The sequence below is a fragment of the Paenibacillus sp. DCT19 genome (assembly GCF_003268635.1).
GTDB lineage: Bacteria > Bacillota > Bacilli > Paenibacillales > Paenibacillaceae > Paenibacillus.
Window position 1 is genome coordinate 1,562,437 of the sequence record NZ_CP029639.1, and the last position, 18,346, is coordinate 1,580,782.

Sequence of the window (18,346 nt, forward strand, 5' to 3'; positions counted from 1 at the left end):
CACCAACCCCGGCACCAAGCAATCCAACACCATCACCAACGCCTACACCAGTTCCAACGAACCCAACACAGCCAACAACTCCACCTTCAGGTTCGAATGGTTCTACAACACCAGGTGTGGTTTTGGGGGATGTGGGGAGTCATTGGGCAAGTGCTGCTATTCAGCAGGCCATTTCCAGGGGAATTGTGAATGGGTATCAGGATGGAAACTTCCGTCCGAATGCTCCAGCTACACGCACTGAATTCATTGTTATGTTGGCAAGAGCATTTGAACTTCCGGCCAGCAACAAAGCGTTGACGTTTAAGGATGCTGCTGGGATACCTGCTTGGGCACAATCTTTTATCGCTCAGGCTGTGGATCAAGGGATTATTAGTGGTTATACCGACGATACATTCCGCTCATCAGGCAAAGTATCGCGTGTAGAGATGACGGTAATGCTGGTTAGAGCTCTTGGGCTTCCGGTAGAATCCAATCCTACACTGAGTTTTGCGGATGCAGATCAGGTACCTGCTTGGGCAGCTCCTTATATCGCTGCAGCCTATGAAGCGGGTCTCGTAAAAGGAACAGGCAAGAACAAGTTTAACCCATTGGCTGAAGCTACTCGGGCTGAAGTGGTGACATTGCTAATGTCAGCAAGTGAGCTTCAATTACAGCCATAAGGTCTGGTATTCTATAGTTACAGAGCAACAGTATATGTGATAGAAAAGTAGCTTGCAGGAATTCATCTTGCGAGCTGCTTTTTTGTGCAAAATAAACCATATGATATATGTGTTGGGGAGTAGTGGATCAGTGTAACGAAAAAGATTGACACCCTAGCGGCTCCTATCATATAATCAGCACGATAAATTGATAATGATTATCATTAATGATTAGGGGAGAAAACAGAGATGAAAAAGAGAATGATCCTGCCGTTGATTGTGATCATGTTGTTCGCGATCATCGCCAGCGCCTGCGGTAACGATGCTTCAAACAATGCTACCAGTAACAGCAATCAGGAGACGGCTGCTGATACGACAAGTTCAGGTGCTGCTCAGGAAGAAACAAAGGACACAATTACCTATCAGTCTGAAACTGGCCCAGTAGAGATTCCGGCCAAGCCCGAGAGAATCGTTGCTCTGTCTAATGGCCCCAATATACTTTCTATGGATGTAACACCAGTGGGTGTAGATGAATGGACTGCGGCGAATCCGCTGTTCAAGGACAAATTAAAAGATGTTGCCATCGTAACGGATTCAGATCCAGAGAGCATCGCAGCATTGAATCCGGATTTAATCATTGCTGGTTCAACGATGAAGAATCTGGAGCAGCTGGCTAAGATTGCACCTACTATTGTGTATACGTGGGGCAAACTCGACTACTTGGATCAACAGTTAGAGATCGGTAAAGTACTGAATAAAGAAGCTGAAGCACAAGCTTGGGTGGATGATTTCACAAAAAGAGCCGAGGACATCGGCAATGAGATCAAAGCAAAATATGGGGATAACGTAACGGTATCCACAATTGAAATATTTGAAAAAGAAGTATTTGTCATGGGAGATCACTGGGCGCGGGGAACCGAAGCGTTATATCAAGCCATGAAGCTGAATATGCCGGAACAAGTAAAGAATGATACATTACAAGAAGGCTATCACTCCTTATCACTTGAGGTTCTTCCTGAATACATGGGTGATTTCGTTGTTGTCAGTAGAGATATGACTCGGGATAACGAAATTATGAAGTCTACCATTTGGAGCAATATCCCTGCTGTTCAGAATAAACACGTCATTGAATTGGAAACCAAAGCTGTCACGTATAGTGATCCAACTACACTAGAATATGTATTGAATATTTTCAAAGAAGCATTTCTTGGCGAAACGAAGTAACGAGAAGGGCTTATGAGTTCTTTTACAAGTACAACGATTTAAAAGGAAACATTTACGTTCACGCACAAGTTTGGGCGTCTCTTTTTTCATAATGAATTAAAAACAAAACAACCTTCTCGATGATCGAGAAGGTTGTTTTGTTGTATAAGAGCAGGATAACACTCTTTGTTTTTTCCAAATTCAGGTTGATGCAACTCGAATTGGTTTAATTATCTTTTAAATCTTCAACTGAATTGATGTCCATGTAGGTTGGAACTACCAGTCCTTGTTTCACACCTGTCATGCTTACAGCAATATCGTCGATCTTGTCTCCGTACGAATCCCAATAGTCGCCGTGAGTGAGTGGCAACCAAACAGCTGGAGAAGCATCGATATCTCCTGCTGCCAAGCCTGCCCACATAGGACCTGCTTCGACTTGCAGTGCTTGAACGTTGTAACCTAGATCCGTCTCAAGGACATATTTCAGTAGATTCGTACTTGCAATCTCAGAGTCCCATGCAACATAACCTAGACGTAGCGTATCACCCTTAACAGGTGTAAGTCCTTTGATCCATTCCTCAATTTGGTCTGGATGTTTCTCAGCATAAGTCTTGGCAGCTTCTTCAGGGGAAATGCCTTTTTGAATGTCGACCATGATTTCACTCATTTCGTCGGCAGTCCAATTAAAGCGAGAGAAGAATTCATAAGCCACAGGATGATCTTCTTTTATTCCCTTACGACCAACAGTGTGAACTTCCTCTGCGTCCCCGAAGATTTTGTCGGGATCATCCAGATACTTGAGATCATACTGATTGAACATCCAGTGAGGTGTCCAACCAGTAACGATGATCGGTTCTTGATTTTTGTAAGCTTTGTCCAGAGATGCAGTCATCGCTGCGCCAGAGCCTTCAACTAGATTCCAGTTCGTTAAACCATAATTCTCAATGGCATTTGCTGTAGCTTTCATCAGACCTGCACCTGGGTCAATCCCAACGATTTGGTGATTAACCTCGTCGCCTACATTCGTACTTGCTGTTGGAGCAGCAGTAGAAGCAGCAGCGCCTGTTTCCAGATCTTCAATGGAATTAACATCTGTCATATAACCTGGAACCACAAGACCTGTACGTACACCCGTCATGTTAGCACCAAGATCGTCAACCTGATCTTTGTACCGATCCCAGTAGTCAGCATGTGTTAGTGGCAACCATGCTGCCGGAGAGGCATCTACGTCACCAGAAGCAACACCTGTCCACATTGGACCTGCTTCAACTTGAAGGGCATTAACCTTGTAGCCAAGTTTTGTTTCCATCACATATTTCAGAAGGTTTGTACTTGCGATTTCGGAATCCCAAGCAACATAGCTAAGTTTAAAGGAATCGCCATTTACCGGTGTCAGACCTTTCGTCCATTCGTCGATCTGATCGGCATGTTTCTCAGCATAATCTTTAGCTGCATCTTCTGGCGATGTACCATCCTGGATGCCAATCATCATTTCACCCATATCATCGGATGTCCACTTGAAGCGGGACAAGAACTCATAAGCGACAGGGTGATCATCTTTTAGGCCTTTACGAGCGATGGTATGAATTTCTTCAGCATCCCCGAAGGATTTTTTTGGATCTTCCAGATATTTAAGATCATATTTGTTGAACATCCAGTGCGGAGTCCAGCCTGTAATGATAATCGGTTCTTCATTTTTGATGGCTTTATCCAGCGTAGCAGTCATTGCTGCACCAGAGCCTTCGATGAGCGTCCAATCTGTAAGATTGTAATCCTCAATCGCTTTTGCAGTTGATTTCATGATACCGGCACCTGGATCGATACCGATAATTTGATAGTTCACTTCATCACCTACAGCATTAGCTGCTGCGTTGTTTCCGCCAGCGGAAGTTGTACCGCCTACGAAATACTGGGAGAAGCCTGCGAGGAGCACGACGAGTGTCGCTACAGAAGTAATCCATGCTTTTTGTTTCGATGTAACGCGTGACGTCTTCTTGCGACCTGGCATGAATAGATTCTGTGTGAATCGGTCAAGCACAATGGCAAGCACGACAACAGCGAGACCTGCTTCAAAACCTTTACCAATTTGCAGTTGAGTAACGGCACGATATACTTCGGCACCAATACCTTGCGCACCAATCATGGACGCGATAACGACCATAGAGAGGGACAACATGATGGTCTGGTTAATACCGGACATTACTGTAGGTAAAGCCAGCGGAAGCTGTACTTTAAACAATTTCTGTGCAGCAGTTGAACCAAATGCATCAGCTGCTTCCACCAGTTCGCCAGATACCTGCTTGATTCCGAGGTGAGTCAGACGAATTGTTGGCGGAATTGCAAAAATGACAGATGCAATAACACCTGGTACAACACCCAGGCTAAAGAAAGTAACCGCAGGCAGCAAGTAGACAAATGCAGGCATCGTCTGCATGAAGTCAAGTAGCGGTGTAATAATTCGTGCCGCCGTTTTGCTGTATGCCAGCCAGATACCAATCGGTACACCGAGTAGGATGGAGATTAACCCGGAAGTAATAACGAGACCGAGTGTATCCATTGATTGAGACCAGTACCCGAGGTTATCTACAAGTAGGAATCCGATCACTGTAAATAGGGTCAGTGGGAGTCGTCCCACAATAAATGCAAGAACACCTAATATCGCAATGAACAGGAGTGGGTGGGGCAGCATAAACAATCCTGAGAAATATCCGACCACGCTCTCAATAACAACAGAAATAACTTTAAACAATCCGGAGAGCGAGGAGCTCATCCAGTCAACGATGGATTCAATCCACGATGCTAGTGGTATTTTGGGAATCATTCACGAGTTCCTCCTTTACTGCAACTTCACCGCTAAGAGCACCCAGCAGGGCACCGCGGACGATAACACCTTGCAGACGGCCATTCTCACCAACAACGGCAAGAGGCACATGGGCAGAACTTGTAATTTCAAACAACTCATGAATCAACGTTTCAGGTGGAACGGTTGGTCCATCCGTAATAAGGATGTCGTTCAATGTCTTACTCTCACGCATTGCACGAGAAGCATCCTCAGCCGTAATGACACCTAGCAATTTCTTCGAACGGTCAATGACAAACAGGTTGGAAATACCACGTTCGCGCATTAATTCGAGGGCAACACGAGGACCACGGTCTAACGTAATCGTTTCTGGGCGACGCATTACGTGAGAAGCGGTAAGGACTTTGGACAAGTCCACGTCTTCGACGAAGCGGGCCACATAGGAGTTGGCCGGTTGAATCATGATTTCTTCCGGTGTACCGATCTGCACGACGGCTCCATCTTTCATAAGAGCAATACGATCGCCGATGCGCAGCGCTTCGTCCAAGTCATGGGTAATGAAAATAATCGTCTTTTTCATTTTATCCTGAAGCTCAATCAGTTCATCCTGCATATCACGGCGAATCAGTGGATCGAGGGCGCTGAAGGCTTCATCCATCAACAGCACTTCTGGATCATTGGCAAGTGCACGGGCAAGACCTACACGCTGCTGCATACCACCACTGAGCTCATCCGGCATTTTGTCTTCCCAGCCTTTTAGGCCAACTAGCTCAAGCGACGTTTTTGCTTTTTCACGTCGAACTTCTTTGTCCACTTTTTGGACTTCAAGTCCATACTCTACATTATCGAGAACGGTACGGTGCGGGAACAACGCAAATTTTTGAAAAACCATGCTGATTGTTTTCCGGCGTACTTCGCGCAATTGTTCTTTGTTCATCTTACGTAAATCTTTGCCATGAACGAGAATTTCTCCAGATGTTGGTTCGATTAATCGATTAAACATACGAACCAGTGTGGATTTACCACTACCGGACAAGCCCATGATAACGAAAATCTCGCCTTCTTTGATCTCCATGTTGACCCGATTGACACCAACCGTTATCTGTTTTTCTTTGGCCAACTTTTCTTTACCCCAACCTTGCTCTAACAATTGTAATCCTTGCTCGGTTTGGGGGCCAAACAGTTTACTTACATTCTTCACTTCTAGTATGGTCATGTTTTCACCCCTTCTGATGTGTTGTGCACTTCGAACGGCTTACAGCATCCACAAGCCCATACACTTGTGCGCCCAGCCACGAAATCCGGTAATCGTTGCTTCGCTTCCCGTCTTTCTGGGTAACGTTTTGTATTCTAACAATACTTAACCAGTATATCAACCGAATAAACAGTACATAATGTTTGTACAGTAAAAACTGTACAAAGTTTTCCTCCCATATGCTCAGTCTATCTCCTTATTCTGGCTAATTAGACACCTTTACTTTTCAGAATGCTTTTCCTAAAATAGAAAATGGGTTGAATTGAAGTTAATTTTTTTGGTTAAAAGAGAGTCATAGGCAAATGTATCTTGGCAAAGTTACCATTTTAATACATTGGGTGATCAAAGCCCTCTGGCGTATAGGATGTCCGGCCGGATGCTTTCCCATGTAAGCAGGACTTTGTAAGGGTGCAATTATTTTTGCCGAGACTGGTAATGTTCAGAATGGAGGTTGCAAGCATGGGCTTGGACCATTTACAAGAAGAGCAGCAGGAAACAGTTCTCAGAATCCGGAAACGCGTCATTGAAGCGATTGGGCGCAATATGGATCTATACGGCGTTACGCTGTCCACCGGACACTTATACGGTTTACTTTTTTTGCAGACAAACCAATGACCCTTGATGATATGGGACGGGAAATGGAAATGAGCAAAACAAGCATGAGTACCGGCGTTCGCACCCTGCTGGATCTAAAAATGGTGAATAAAGTATGGAGTAAGGGTTCGCGTAAAGATCTATATGAAGTGGAGTATGACTGGCACCAAACGTTTACAGACTATTTCGTCATTAAATGGAGAAAAGCGGTGGAGAGCAATCTTCAGACTCTGCGCAAATCCATTGAAGAACTCAATCGTTTAATTCGTGACTCGGATGAACAAGCTGACGCGGAGCTACTTCATATTCTTATGGAGGACAAGCAGAAAATGCTGCAAGCGGAGGCCTATTACAAATGGCTTGATCGATTAATTGATACAATGGAAGATGAAGAAATATACAAGCTTGTCCCTCGGGAAGAAGTTCAAGAACAGTCCTGAATTTAAACAAGATTCCCAACACAAAAAGGCGTTCTCCACATGGAGGACGCTTTTTCTGCGATTATAATGTAAATGCTTGCCATCAGGCATACTTCGTAATCAAAAGCGAACTTTTTGAACAACCTCTTATAGAGTCCAAGCCGTTTGAGAAAAGGCTGTATACTGCTGGGCAATCTGCTCTAACTCATTCATGATCTGAATCTGCCCGCGAGGTGTCCAGCATATCTCAAACCAATGATGAATCTCATGGACATTACCATGAAGTACAGCAGGTGAGCGGTTCCAACCTGTCGTCTGCTTCATTCGGCGCAGCACTTTTTCACTGGCAGCAAGGGTAGGCACACGCTGAATCAATAGGTGATCCGTATCGAGTAATGGGGTACTCTCTGCCAAGAACTCACTTTGTGATTGTTGTGGCGGGACAAGTTGTGCAGGTTGCAGCCCCAGCTCACCATATAACAATTCCGGCAGTGGATGATCAAATGTACCTTGTATGCGAACGAGTTGTGATGTCACTTGAACAAGCGTAATACGCTCGTTAGCGAAATACGTCTGTAGACGCTTGCTCGTTTCCAAGATTCGGAAGGCTAACTCTTTAATATGAAATAACGCCTGTTTCTCTCTTCCGACCAGTTCTCCGATTCGAAGATAACTTTCGCGCCAGTCTTGCACCTTGTTCAAGATCACAGTGGGTGCAATGCTTTTGAGTGAATCCACATATGCCTCATGATACCAATCGGCAATGATTAAATCAGGCTTAGCTCTGCGAAGTTTATCTAATTGCATAGTGAACTGACGATGGGATTCTTTATCAACGACTTCTCTGTCACTCCATGCGTTAACTGATGCAACCGCCTCAAGACCTAGGGAGGACAGGTGTTCAGGCAAGGCAAGCACCGATGCGGTGGCGACTTTTAATTGGTTTTGCTTCATATATAAACTAGGCGATATGCCCACAGTTTGTTTGAATTTGCGATTGAAATAATATTCGTTGCCGTATCCGACGGATTCTGCGATCTCTTTAATAGAACATTCATTTTGTTTTAATTGTGATTTGGCTTTGCAGATTCGAAGTCCGTTGAGATAATCGGTGGGGGACATGCCCTTAGCCTTTTTGAAGCTTCGAGAATAAGAGCTAGGCGTTAGGTTGGCGATTTTGGCGAGTTGATCCATGCTAATCCCGTCTCCCATGAAGCGGTGCATATATCGAATACTGCGCTCAAGCGCCGGATCAACTCTTTCTTGATTCGTTTCTAGCCGATGCTCTGAGACATACTGGAGCAATTCATGGAGCTGGCTATGTATGCTAACAAAATGATCTTGCGTCACACCACGATATGCATCGTACAGTTGTTTAAAACGCGCCACGATCTGATGTTCTTGACGGACAAGTATTCTGCCTGTATGCCAATGCAGCGGAAGCCCAGGAACAGATGTCATTTTCCATTCACCATGCACTTGCTGCACAATTACCGTGCTCATACTCACCAGAATAAACTCCGTTATATTGGACGTTGAGGTAGCCTCGACGTGTGTACCTTCTTCTAAGACAAACAGTTGATTAGCCGTAGCTGGATAGAGTTCATCATTAAGGGACAGAAGCCCTTCACCTTGTAAAACAAGGCACAGCATCGGACGGGACACCGCTCTGCTATTTACACGGAAATTCTCTCCACGTCGAACCCGGCACATGGAAGAGAGCAACGGCAGAGATGAAGTTTCACCATTGAAAGAAAGCTGTTCAGTCATACCGACCATCCTTTTTAGCTCATTTTCTTAATGATAACAATTATCATTCTCATATGGAAGTGTTTTTTGAAATAGAATAACGTATAAACAAAAAATACCCTGAACCTCATGAGGTTCAGGGTATTTCTACAAGCATTAGTATGAATGCTGCTTAGTTTGATGTAACCAATCGGATATCGTCAAGATATACGTCACTAAGTGCTTTTTTGCCTGTGCCGTTGGCATTTACGTGGTACAAGCGATAGAGGTCATCCGCATTGATATAGAACACGCCTGGCACATTGTTTCTAAATAGGAAAGTATCCCACTCTTCGCTGGTAAGCTTCGTCACCTTGAAGGCTGTTGTTACAGAGTAAAGTCCGTTGTTGCCTGAGATGTACACCGTAGTTGGTGTGCTGTTGGTGTACTGATTGGATGCATAGGTTACGTTGTTCAGGTTCAGGGTAGTCGATTTGGATACCTTGTTGCTAGTAAACGTTTTGCCGTAAGCTTTTTTGTCTGCATCAATGATGACTACTTTATCTGTTCCTAGGGCTGTTACTTCTCGAACACTCTTGCTGTGAACCTGGAAGGTCTTGCCCGCAGAAGTCAGAGCGAAGGCTTTACCTGTTGCATAGTTATAATCCTTGTTGCTATCAAGCACGATGCCTTTGTTATAAACGTAAAGGTTGTTTCCCCAGCCACCGGAGTACACCGCGTTCACATCGAGCTTAGACTTAGGGTTAACCGCCGTACCCTTGCCCGTATTATAGTTTACTTTGTACAGAACCATTGCATTGGTGGAATAGAAATCCTCGTAAGGGTTCGTATTCAGCATCACTTGCAATTCATTTTTGGCTTCATTCAACAGGTAACGACTCTCTACAGCACCAGATGCGATCCGTTGCACGGCTCCGCTACCATTGGAAGCTTTGGAGACAAACCATGTGTTGCCATTCACGAGACCGTTGTAGTATACACGACCTTTACTGACAGAGAACATCGGGAATTCTGTATCGGCTTTATCAGCAATCTTCGTAGCAGAAGATGCAGCGCTATTACCGTTTGCCCGATAGATCTGCCCTGTTGTATCTAGATAATAAATGAATCCGTTATCTGTGTAGTAGTCCAGTACACCCGTTGCATATGTTTCTGCAGCATCACTTGATCCATCATTCGGCACTCTAAGCAACGTTGTAGAAGACTTGGATTGCAGGTAATAGAGATATGATCCTGCCTGAACTGGATCAGTACCTTCATAATCGATCAATACTTCAGTAGTTTCACTTCCATCCCCAGTTACCTTGTAGAGAACACCATCCGAATCATAATACACGCTGGACTGACTAAGCGTCGCAGCTTGTACCTCAGCACCACCAACAAGTGTTGCTCCCCCCACTAGTGCACAGATCAGCAATGCTCCCATGGAGCGCTGCAATTTGGCTAACCATTTGTTCATAATGCAATCGTCACCCTTCTTCATGTTATATATGTATAGACCTTTAAGTTATATCGGTAAACAAGGGAAAAAATGTTACAGTTCCCAACTCCATCAGGCCTAAAATGAAATTGAATTTCACAAAAACTACTTCTCGGTGTCCTTCTGTGCAGGGGATGCCAATCCTGTTCTAAAGCATTCCCGATGCAAATGGAGCATGATAACATTCGGTGTATCCTAGAGCAGAGGAGTAATGGCAAATGTTGAATATGGCGATCATTGGATTTGGTAATGCTGTTGTCAATTATCACCTGCCTTATCTGGAGAGATCAGATAACATCAAGGTGAAGAAGATCTATCGGCGTGAGGAAGATCGGATTGGAGATACAGAGAGAGAAGCGTATTATCCCCATATTACGTTTACGATGGATTTCGATGACGTACTTCAAGATAACGAGATTGAATTAATTGTTGTAGCAACACATGTGGACAGTCACATTGAATATGCGAAGCAAGCCTTGGAGCATGGAAAACACGTATTGGTAGAAAAACCGTTTGCTGCAACGTCAGCCGAGGCACAGGACATTTTCGAGCTTGCTGAGCGCAAAAATCTAATCGCTATGGCGAATCAGAACCGCAGATTTGATGGGGACTTCTTGACTTTGAAGAACGTAATCGAGAGTGGAAAATTGGGCAATATCCATGAAATCCAATCTCATTATGATTATTTCAAACCATCCTGGATCAGACCTGGGTTTGGGTTAATGCATGGTTTGGCTGTGCATACCATTGATCAGATGGTATCTCTATTTGGTAAAGCGGATCGCATTCATTATGATGTCCGAAGTCTGGTTTATCCGGGTCAGGCGGATGATTATATCGACATTGATTTTCACTATGGCTTGACCAAAGTAACGATTAAATGCAGTCTGCTAGTCAAGATTGCACATCCCAAGTTTATCGTTCATGGTGACCGTGGTAGCTTCGTTAAATATAGCAGTGGCCATCAAACCAAAAATGGGGAAGGACCAACGCAGGTATCCTTTGAAAGAGAGCCTGAAGAGAATTGGGGCACTCTGACTTATGTAGATGATGAGGGAGAAACTCATACCGAGAAAGTACCTTCTGAAATTACGGATTATGGGCTTTTATATGAGAGATTAGTCCAGGCGATCCGGCATCAAGGGGAATCACCGATCAAGAATGAAGAGGTATTATATGTACTCGATATATTAAAAGATGGGGTCGAGGCTGCGAAGCAAGCCCAATCATACAACTGAACTTAACCATATAGACCTAGTAGGAGTCGCTAATACTGCCCATATATAGGATATCGAAAAGATAGAGCACAGAGACCATAGTGGACATCTTGGAAAGACGTAGCTGTTCATAATATCCATGGGTAAGAAGCGTTTCAGTGCACTGTCTGGACAGAGTTGAATGATTGTTGCTCGTGACTGCGATGACCTTCATGGACTTCTGACTAAGAATTGTGGCTGCATCAATCATAGACAGATTCTCTCCTGTATGCGATATGACAAATGAAAGCGTCGTCTGACTAGGAGTCATGGTGTTCAAATAATGCAAATTAGGACTATTATGAGCAATGGCGGATATGCCCAGTTCGTTCATCTTGGTGCAGGCCTGTTGGGCTAGATAATAGTTCATGTCATTACCATAGATATCAATCCGACTTGATTGTCTCACCCAATCTATAATTCGTTGCAGAACAGAGGGATTTAATAGACGGCGAGTTTCATTCAGTGCTTGTTCATAGAGGTAAGGAACGGATTCAATAGCTGCGAGCACATTACCTTGTTCGGCGATTAGCTGATCCTCAGAGCGGAATGGAGGAGAACTAGGCTGATATTCCAGCGCAAGCTTCAGTTGAAAGTCTGGGTACCCTTGGGTACCCAGTTTTTTGCATAAACGAACGATTGTCGAAGAGCTTGTATAGGTTAACTGAGCAAGTTCATGTGCCGTTGACTGAAAAACAGTGTGGGGATTGTTCAAAATAAAGTCGACAATATGCTTTTCTTGTGTCGTTAGTTTCTCTGCATATTTTAATTTTTGAAGTAGCCGGGATTCCATTCTTGCTCTATGCCTCCTACTAACATTCTGAGTATAAGTAAACCTTCTGATATCATAACCTTTGGGTTTTGTTTTCTCAATGATATGCAGGAGGTGTCCCGGCACCAAGGTTTGTCTCCTAACGTATGATGCTCCTTGATTTTGTTGAGCGCATTCTGATCGTTTTGCACCTTTAGTCCCAAGCGATCAACATAACTATGAACCAAAAGTCTATTGAATTCGGGTCCCAGGTTTGTTTTCATCCGTTCTGCTACCTAGTATCCTGATATATAAGGTGAAAGAAGCCGTTTCAGTGCGATTGCCATTGTGGTAATGATAGGGTAGACCCCCAATTGATCTATATAAAAAACCGTAATATTCGTCTAACGCCGGTCTTGGTGAGCAAGGCCGGCTTGACGCGTGGTTTTACCTATCAGATCGAGCCTATTGTCGCTGAAACAGTCTATTTATATGTATACATATTTAATTCGTCTAACACATCGAATTCCATATAGGTTATGGAGTCTTTCATGTAGTCGGACTTTAAGGAAGGTGAACGAATATGACAGCATCTAATGAGTATCGCTTTCAGGTTAACCTGAGCGGAATGATCCAGATTTTATCGAATCACTTGTACAGTAGCCCTAAAGTATTTTTACGTGAACTGATGCAAAATGCGACGGATGCGATTACAGGCCGCGCGGAAGTGGAGCCGGGATTCAAGGGGAATGTTCGAGTGGAGCTTACAGGTACCGGTGAACAGTTAACGATGATGGTAGAGGATAATGGCGTCGGATTAACTGAAGCGGATATCCATGAGTTTCTGGCGATGATTGGTCAATCATCCAAGCGGGACCCACAGTCACTTTTACAAGGAGAAACCTCATTTATCGGCCGGTTTGGAATCGGGCTATTATCCTGCTTCATGGTGAGCAATGAGATTGTCATGCTGACACAATCTGTGAAGGGCGGACCATCCATGGAGTGGAGAGGGAAGCCAGATGGTACATACACAATTCGGCAGCTGGACACACAATTATCCCCGGGAACCAAAGTATATTTGCGCTCCACGCTCGAAGCAGCCCATTATTTTGAAAAGGATTATGTACAACAGGCGTTATTCTATTACGGCGCTTTGCTACCTTACCCAGTTACGATAGACAGTGAAGGTGTGCAGAGCATCGTGAATGCTGAGTCGCCTGATTGGCTAATTGCGCCTGAACGAGCGAGAGGGCGGAAGGCCGAAGTATTGGCCTTTGGTGAGCGATTGTTAGGTGAGAAATTCCAAGATTTTATTCCACTGACAACCGCCTCAGGGCGCACAGGGGGGATTGCTTACGTATTGCCCCATGCTGTGAATTTGAACGTCAAGCGTTCACACCGCGTTTATCTGAAACGCATGCTCGTATCGGAGAAGGCAGAGAATATTTTGCCAGAGTGGGCATTCTTCGTGAAATGTCTGATCTGGACAGATGAACTTCAGCCGACGGCATCACGGGAGCATTTTTATGAAAATGAGAAGCTGGAAGAGGTACGCTCTGAATTAGGAGACGCGCTTCGTCAGGGGCTCGCTGATATGGCTGAGACTCAGACTGAACGATTACAGAAGATTATTCGTCTACATGCGCTGTCTATGAAGGCTCTGGCTGTGGAGGATATGGAGTTCTTCCGCATGATTCACCGCTGGTTGCCGTTTGACAGCACCCGAGGCCACCGGGAATTAGGAGAAATATTGGATGAACAGGAGACACTCTATTTCACCACAACAGTAGATGAGTATCGTCAGATTCATCATGTTGCTTCCGCGCAGTCCATGCTGGTTATTAATGGCGGTTATATATATGACAGTTCACTAATGGAGAGCCTGCCTATGGTGGCAGAGAACGTCAAGACCGAACGGATAGAGCCAGATGAAGTGTCGATGAGCTTTACCGATGTGCCGCCAGCTGAACGCAATCGTTATTATGATGCTTTGCGTCTTGCGGATTCAGCCTTACAGCGTTTTCGCTGCCGAGCAGAGGTGAAAGGGTTCAAACCGACCGATCTGCCCGTGCTGTTCACACTTTCACAGGAATCCTCAACGCTACGTGCACTTGAGAAAGCAAGTGAAGAGACTACGGATTTATTTTCTTCTGTACTTGGCTCTCTATCTTCAGGCATTGGATCTGCAGGATATTCAACGTTATATCTGAATGTAAGTAATCCCGTAATACAGCGGGTATTAACGTCACCGGATGCTCAGATGACACCGATTGCCATTGAAATGTTGTACGTGAATGCATTGATGATGGGTCATTACCCGATGAACCGCCAGGAGCTTGAAGTAATGAATCAAGGCATTGTTCGTTTCATTGATTGGGGTCTGCAGGCGAATACGAAACCACAGGAGGGAAATGAATGAGAACGGAGATGGATTTTGAAGATTTAATGGAAGAGGCTTATGGGCTTCCGAACGGGCCTGCCAAACTGGGGATGTTAGAAGAAGCAGCTAGAATAGCTGATCTGAATAATATGGAGGAGGAAGCGTACGAAGCGCGTTCCGAAATTGTTGAGGTGGCTTCCTTCTGTGGCTATCCGATGAAAGCCTTGATTGCATTCTCCTGGCAGTTGGGGAAATTCGATCAGCAGCCGGAGTTATATGACGAGGAAACATTGATGTGGTCATATAAATGGATTCTAGGGAAAATGACGATCTTCCCTGAAATTTCACGTGATAAAATTATGGAGCTGCTCGAAGACTTCGGACGTCGTTTCCAATCCTTTGGATATAGTGATCGTTCGTACTGGTATTATCGCTTCCGTGTCTATATGGATCTCGGTGAATTGGATGAAGCAAGCGCGAGCTATGCCAAGTTCATAGACCTCGAACGTGACTATATGAGTGATTGTGAGGCGTGTGAGCAGGATGAGATTATGCGTTACTGGGACAGAATGGGTGATGATGAGAAGGTACTGCAGACAGCCAAGCCCATCTTGAAGGGTCGCATGAGCTGTGCCGAGATTCCACACTTGACCTTGTCCGAGGTTCTTATGCCATTATATCGATTGGGTAAGATAGAAGAGGCGCATGTTCACCAGAAAAAGGGCTATCGACTGATTAAGGGACAGAATGATTTTGTGCAAAGCTTCGGCGAACAGATGGAATTCTTGACGTTAACTAATCCTGCGAAGGGTATTGATATACTGGAGGAAAGCCTTGTGCTGGCGATGGATCATGAAGATCCTTTTGCCAAAATGGTCTACTATGCGCGTGCTGCTTCGCTATTACGGCGCTGGGCAGAAGAGTCACCTGGCTATCGCTTGCGCCTACCCGCATCGTTCCCATATGAAGGAGATCCAGGCGATCTGCCTAAGCTTGCAGATTATTTCGAAGATTACGCTAAGTCAATGGCAGAACGATTTGATCAACGGAATGGCAATCGCCACGTTTCATCGTTGTTAGAGAAGCGTTAAACATAATCATAGTGTAGAACAGCTTTAATGTTCCAACTATTCATGTTCGATAATGCCAGGCGTGCATGTGGCTCATGGCGGGATTTCCAATCCTGCCACGAGCTTTTTTTTATTTGCTAAATGGAATTAAGATTTGCTTGCACGATAGACCTCACGATAATAGATGCCGATGAGGATAACCCAGATTCCAGACAGGACGACAATAGGGAAAGGGGCAAAGGAGAAAAAGATAGAATAGAGCACCATAGAGATCATTCCAATACTAAGGAGGACATTCATGGCGCGGAAGGAACGGTAGGCTGCGCGATAGACAATCCATTTCTCACCTTCATCTAGCTTATTGAAGTGCTCTTGATGCATGTTACGTGCATTGATATCTAGCGTACGATCTGGGAAATAAGTATTATATCGTTTAATTGTTATGTTTTGTAGCAAAACTACTGTAAATATGGCGATGCCAGAAGCAATTAAGTTAATGAGATTGAAAGTTTCAGGAGAGTTAACGACTGTCTGTGTTGAAGCGAATAATGACAGGGAGAGAGCTAACCACGTAAACGACAGGATTACATTAAAACTGCTAATAATCATCGCTCTTCCTAATGAACGTTCAGCCGGTGAATCCAGGGAATCAGCATCACTAGGGAGATCTTCTTCCAGATTAGGGCTAGTAGGCATACGAGTCAGAATCACTGTATTCCATGCAGCGAACATCAGAAATAAGAAGCCAAGTATGCCGAATAGGAGATCATAATCGTAGTATACAGAGAGCTTCCAGTTTAGATCGCTCGGTGCATTCAGTAATCCACTAGCAGTTAAGAAACCAACAAGCGCGCCTCCAGCCATATACATCAGCAGACGTAACCAACGGTGTCTCGATTTTACGGTTGCAGTTGAATTGGTCATGTTAATCTCCACCCTTCAATTCAAAAATTTGTTCAACAGGTTCATTAAAAACTTTGGCTATTTTCAATGCCAGAACGACAGAAGGAGAGTAATCTCCGCGTTCAATGAGGGCAATGGTTTGACGAGAGGCGTTGATTAATTTAGCCAGTTCTGCTTGAGATAGACGGTCTCTGGCTCGTAACTCCCGCACGTGGTTGTGTAATTCTTCCATTTACTCACCTCCTAATTGGATTGTATATTATAATATACAATTTGTAAATGATAATATACAAAATAAATACGATAATATACAAATAAACAAGGATACAAAGTAAAAAAAACCTCCGCGAAACTTTATTCGGAGGGAAAGTAGATAAGCAGTATATAAAAGTGAATTCCATTTGAACGATGTCTTACTTTCAGGCTTGGAACCGACCAATTAAGAAGCATCTGCATGACCTACAGAATCATGTTGAGTTGGTGTAACTGGTGATCGCAACGTCAACGTCCGACGGAAAAAGAATAGAGAAGCGATTCCCAGCAGCGCATAGATGGCTGCCATTCCGTATGAAGGGACGAAGGCACCAAGCGTGAGTCCCAAGCTTCCGAGCAGTGCAGCTACGTTATAGCTCATGCCGTCAACAGCCATATAAGCAGCTCGATTGGAATCAGGGATCATACCTGCAAGCAGAACTTGCCGCACAGGAGAATACATCAGCTCTCCAACCGTAAGTATTACGGTGCATATGATGAGCAATAACGTCCAGTTACTGAATCCGAGAAAGGCAAAACCAGCAGTGTACAGACACATGCCAACCGTCATCACTTTTCGAGAAGGAAACCGTCCCATCCATTTGGTGAAAGGAATAGCAATGAGCACAACGAGTACGGTGTTGATCGCCATAATGAGGCTGAACATTTGCAGACCTGTGATATCCCACTGAAACAGCTGAGCACTGAATTCGTTTTTTAGCCTAACCGCAATATACTTGTCTAATTGGAATTCCAAAGAGAAGGCAAGCACAGTAGCGGTAAGGAAGACCATAAATCGCTTGTCTTTAAGGACATCGATGTATGTATAGAAGATGTTCTTTGGCATGGTTGGTATTGCCATGTGAGACAAAATTGTATGTCTTCTATCCATTGTTTCATGAATATGAAAGATAAGGATAACCAAGGTGACCAGGCTCTCTACCCATACAATACTAAATAGAATGAAACGCAAGGATTCAAATAACAGTCCCCCCATCAAAGCACCGATCGTAACGGCTGCGTTGGTTGTCCAATATTGTAGTCCATATACATAATGGCGCTCAGGTTCACTGCTCACATCGACAATCATGGCATTGGCTATCGGAACCGTGATCCCGGAGCTTAGGCTACTAAGGAAAAACATCAAGCAGGTTAAAGGAACTGAATTCAACCACGGCGAGTTAGCGGCAGCTAGCCAGAACAGAGCGAATACCTGCAGCAGTTGAGCGATGACCATCAATTTCTTTCTTCCGATTCGATCAGACCAATATCCCGCCCATAACCCAACCAGCATGGACCCGATAATGTTAAATGTCAGTAACAAGCCTGCCCAGCCTGCGCCAATCTGAAGACTCAGGTAGATTGCCATAAAAGGAATGATGGATTTCTGCGTTAGATCCGTAAAGAAATCGGTGATGATTCGGATCTGAATATTACGATGTAAGTCGATGTATCTCATATGGTTTCAGTCTTCCTTTCATTGGTGAAACGGCTTTTCCTGAGTATAATGAAGAAAAACCTGAAGAAAAACTGTAGGAGTTCAGCGATGAATTTCAGATTTTAATGAAGGCGATGAAAGGCTGGGACGGTTGT

The 18,346-nt window shown here is 44.4% G+C and carries 13 protein-coding genes and 1 pseudogene; 6 read left to right on the plus strand and 8 right to left on the minus strand.

Annotation, left to right across the window (positions count from 1 at the left end; all coding sequences use genetic code 11):
* The first annotated feature begins 131 nt into the window (after positions 1-131).
* A complete protein-coding gene (locus DMB88_RS06805; protein WP_164848629.1) occupies positions 132-659 on the plus strand; it encodes an S-layer homology domain-containing protein in 528 nt (175 codons plus the stop codon).
* 228 nt (positions 660-887) lie between these two features.
* Positions 888-1,862: an ABC transporter substrate-binding protein gene (locus DMB88_RS06810; protein ID WP_128100742.1), complete on the plus strand. Its 975-nt coding sequence runs from the start codon at positions 888-890 to the stop codon at positions 1,860-1,862.
* Positions 1,863-2,067: 205 nt separating this feature from the next.
* Here DMB88_RS06810 and DMB88_RS06815 read toward each other — a convergent pair whose 3' ends face one another.
* Together DMB88_RS06815 and DMB88_RS06820 are read right to left on the minus strand one after the other, a co-directional pair.
* The gene (locus DMB88_RS06815; protein WP_128100743.1) at positions 2,068-4,662 is read right to left on the minus strand and encodes a glycine betaine ABC transporter substrate-binding protein; all 2,595 of its coding nucleotides are present in this window, start codon (positions 4,660-4,662) and stop codon (positions 2,068-2,070) included.
* The gene (locus tag DMB88_RS06820) at positions 4,628-5,857 is read right to left on the minus strand and encodes a quaternary amine ABC transporter ATP-binding protein (protein ID WP_128100744.1); all 1,230 of its coding nucleotides are present in this window, start codon (positions 5,855-5,857) and stop codon (positions 4,628-4,630) included. The genes DMB88_RS06815 and DMB88_RS06820 overlap by 35 nt, the downstream gene beginning before the upstream one ends.
* A gap of 498 nt (positions 5,858-6,355) precedes the next feature.
* Here DMB88_RS06820 and DMB88_RS06825 point away from each other — a divergent pair.
* Positions 6,356-6,930: pseudogene (locus tag DMB88_RS06825) on the plus strand (GbsR/MarR family transcriptional regulator).
* 126 nt (positions 6,931-7,056) lie between these two features.
* On the opposite strand, the gene DMB88_RS06830 reads toward DMB88_RS06825, so the two are convergent.
* Together DMB88_RS06830 and DMB88_RS06835 are read right to left on the minus strand one after the other, a co-directional pair.
* Positions 7,057-8,679: a helix-turn-helix domain-containing protein gene (locus tag DMB88_RS06830; protein ID WP_164848630.1), complete on the minus strand. Its 1,623-nt coding sequence runs from the start codon at positions 8,677-8,679 to the stop codon at positions 7,057-7,059.
* Between the two features lie 151 nt (positions 8,680-8,830).
* Positions 8,831-10,117, minus strand: a complete 1,287-nt coding sequence (locus DMB88_RS06835) for a DUF5050 domain-containing protein (protein ID WP_128100746.1) — start codon at positions 10,115-10,117, stop codon at positions 8,831-8,833.
* A gap of 239 nt (positions 10,118-10,356) precedes the next feature.
* Here DMB88_RS06835 and DMB88_RS06840 point away from each other — a divergent pair, with 239 nt between their 5' ends.
* Positions 10,357-11,376: a Gfo/Idh/MocA family oxidoreductase gene (locus DMB88_RS06840; RefSeq protein ID WP_128100747.1), complete on the plus strand. Its 1,020-nt coding sequence runs from the start codon at positions 10,357-10,359 to the stop codon at positions 11,374-11,376.
* Positions 11,377-11,392: 16 nt separating this feature from the next.
* Here the strand turns inward: DMB88_RS06840 and DMB88_RS06845 are convergent, their stop codons facing one another.
* Positions 11,393-12,187, minus strand: coding sequence for a MurR/RpiR family transcriptional regulator (locus DMB88_RS06845; protein ID WP_128100748.1), 795 nt, complete (start codon positions 12,185-12,187; stop codon positions 11,393-11,395).
* A 541-nt stretch (positions 12,188-12,728) separates the two neighbouring features.
* On the opposite strand from DMB88_RS06845, the gene DMB88_RS06850 reads away from it, so the two are divergent.
* Together DMB88_RS06850 and DMB88_RS06855 are read left to right on the plus strand one after the other, a co-directional pair.
* Complete coding sequence (locus DMB88_RS06850; protein ID WP_128100749.1) at positions 12,729-14,567, plus strand: HSP90 family protein; 1,839 nt, start codon at positions 12,729-12,731, stop codon at positions 14,565-14,567.
* Positions 14,564-15,619 (plus strand): hypothetical protein, encoded by a 1,056-nt coding sequence (locus DMB88_RS06855; RefSeq protein ID WP_128100750.1) that lies wholly within the window; start codon positions 14,564-14,566, stop codon positions 15,617-15,619. Before DMB88_RS06850 ends, DMB88_RS06855 begins: the two co-directional genes overlap by 4 nt.
* Positions 15,620-15,745: 126 nt before the next feature.
* Here the strand turns inward: DMB88_RS06855 and DMB88_RS06860 are convergent, their stop codons facing one another.
* From DMB88_RS06860 to DMB88_RS06870, 3 genes are all read right to left on the minus strand, one after another.
* Positions 15,746-16,522, minus strand: a complete 777-nt coding sequence (locus DMB88_RS06860; RefSeq protein WP_128100751.1) for a DUF3169 family protein — start codon at positions 16,520-16,522, stop codon at positions 15,746-15,748.
* Position 16,523: 1 nt separating this feature from the next.
* Positions 16,524-16,733 carry a helix-turn-helix transcriptional regulator gene (locus DMB88_RS06865; RefSeq protein ID WP_128100752.1) on the minus strand — a complete coding sequence of 70 codons (210 nt, stop codon included), beginning with the start codon at positions 16,731-16,733 and terminating at the stop codon, positions 16,524-16,526.
* A gap of 207 nt (positions 16,734-16,940) precedes the next feature.
* Positions 16,941-18,212, minus strand: a complete 1,272-nt coding sequence (locus DMB88_RS06870; RefSeq protein WP_128100753.1) for an MDR family MFS transporter — start codon at positions 18,210-18,212, stop codon at positions 16,941-16,943.
* Between the last annotated feature and the right edge of the window lie 134 nt (positions 18,213-18,346).

What these genes read in the sequence shown, in the direction of transcription:
- DMB88_RS06810 (WP_128100742.1), top strand. Translation starts at nt 888, where the DNA reads ATGAAAAAGAGAATGATCCTGCCGTTGATTGTGATCATGTTGTTCGCG.
- DMB88_RS06860 (WP_128100751.1), bottom strand. Translation starts at nt 16,522, where the DNA reads ATGACCAATTCAACTGCAACCGTAAAATCGAGACACCGTTGGTTACGT.
- DMB88_RS06845 (WP_128100748.1), bottom strand. Translation starts at nt 12,187, where the DNA reads ATGGAATCCCGGCTACTTCAAAAATTAAAATATGCAGAGAAACTAACG.
- DMB88_RS06820 (WP_128100744.1), bottom strand. Translation starts at nt 5,857, where the DNA reads ATGACCATACTAGAAGTGAAGAATGTAAGTAAACTGTTTGGCCCCCAA.
- DMB88_RS06870 (WP_128100753.1), bottom strand. Translation starts at nt 18,212, where the DNA reads ATGAGATACATCGACTTACATCGTAATATTCAGATCCGAATCATCACC.
- DMB88_RS06835 (WP_128100746.1), bottom strand. Translation starts at nt 10,117, where the DNA reads ATGAACAAATGGTTAGCCAAATTGCAGCGCTCCATGGGAGCATTGCTG.
- DMB88_RS06850 (WP_128100749.1), top strand. Translation starts at nt 12,729, where the DNA reads ATGACAGCATCTAATGAGTATCGCTTTCAGGTTAACCTGAGCGGAATG.
- DMB88_RS06855 (WP_128100750.1), top strand. Translation starts at nt 14,564, where the DNA reads ATGAGAACGGAGATGGATTTTGAAGATTTAATGGAAGAGGCTTATGGG.
- DMB88_RS06840 (WP_128100747.1), top strand. Translation starts at nt 10,357, where the DNA reads ATGTTGAATATGGCGATCATTGGATTTGGTAATGCTGTTGTCAATTAT.
- DMB88_RS06815 (WP_128100743.1), bottom strand. Translation starts at nt 4,662, where the DNA reads ATGATTCCCAAAATACCACTAGCATCGTGGATTGAATCCATCGTTGAC.
- DMB88_RS06865 (WP_128100752.1), bottom strand. Translation starts at nt 16,733, where the DNA reads ATGGAAGAATTACACAACCACGTGCGGGAGTTACGAGCCAGAGACCGT.
- DMB88_RS06830 (WP_164848630.1), bottom strand. Translation starts at nt 8,679, where the DNA reads ATGACTGAACAGCTTTCTTTCAATGGTGAAACTTCATCTCTGCCGTTG.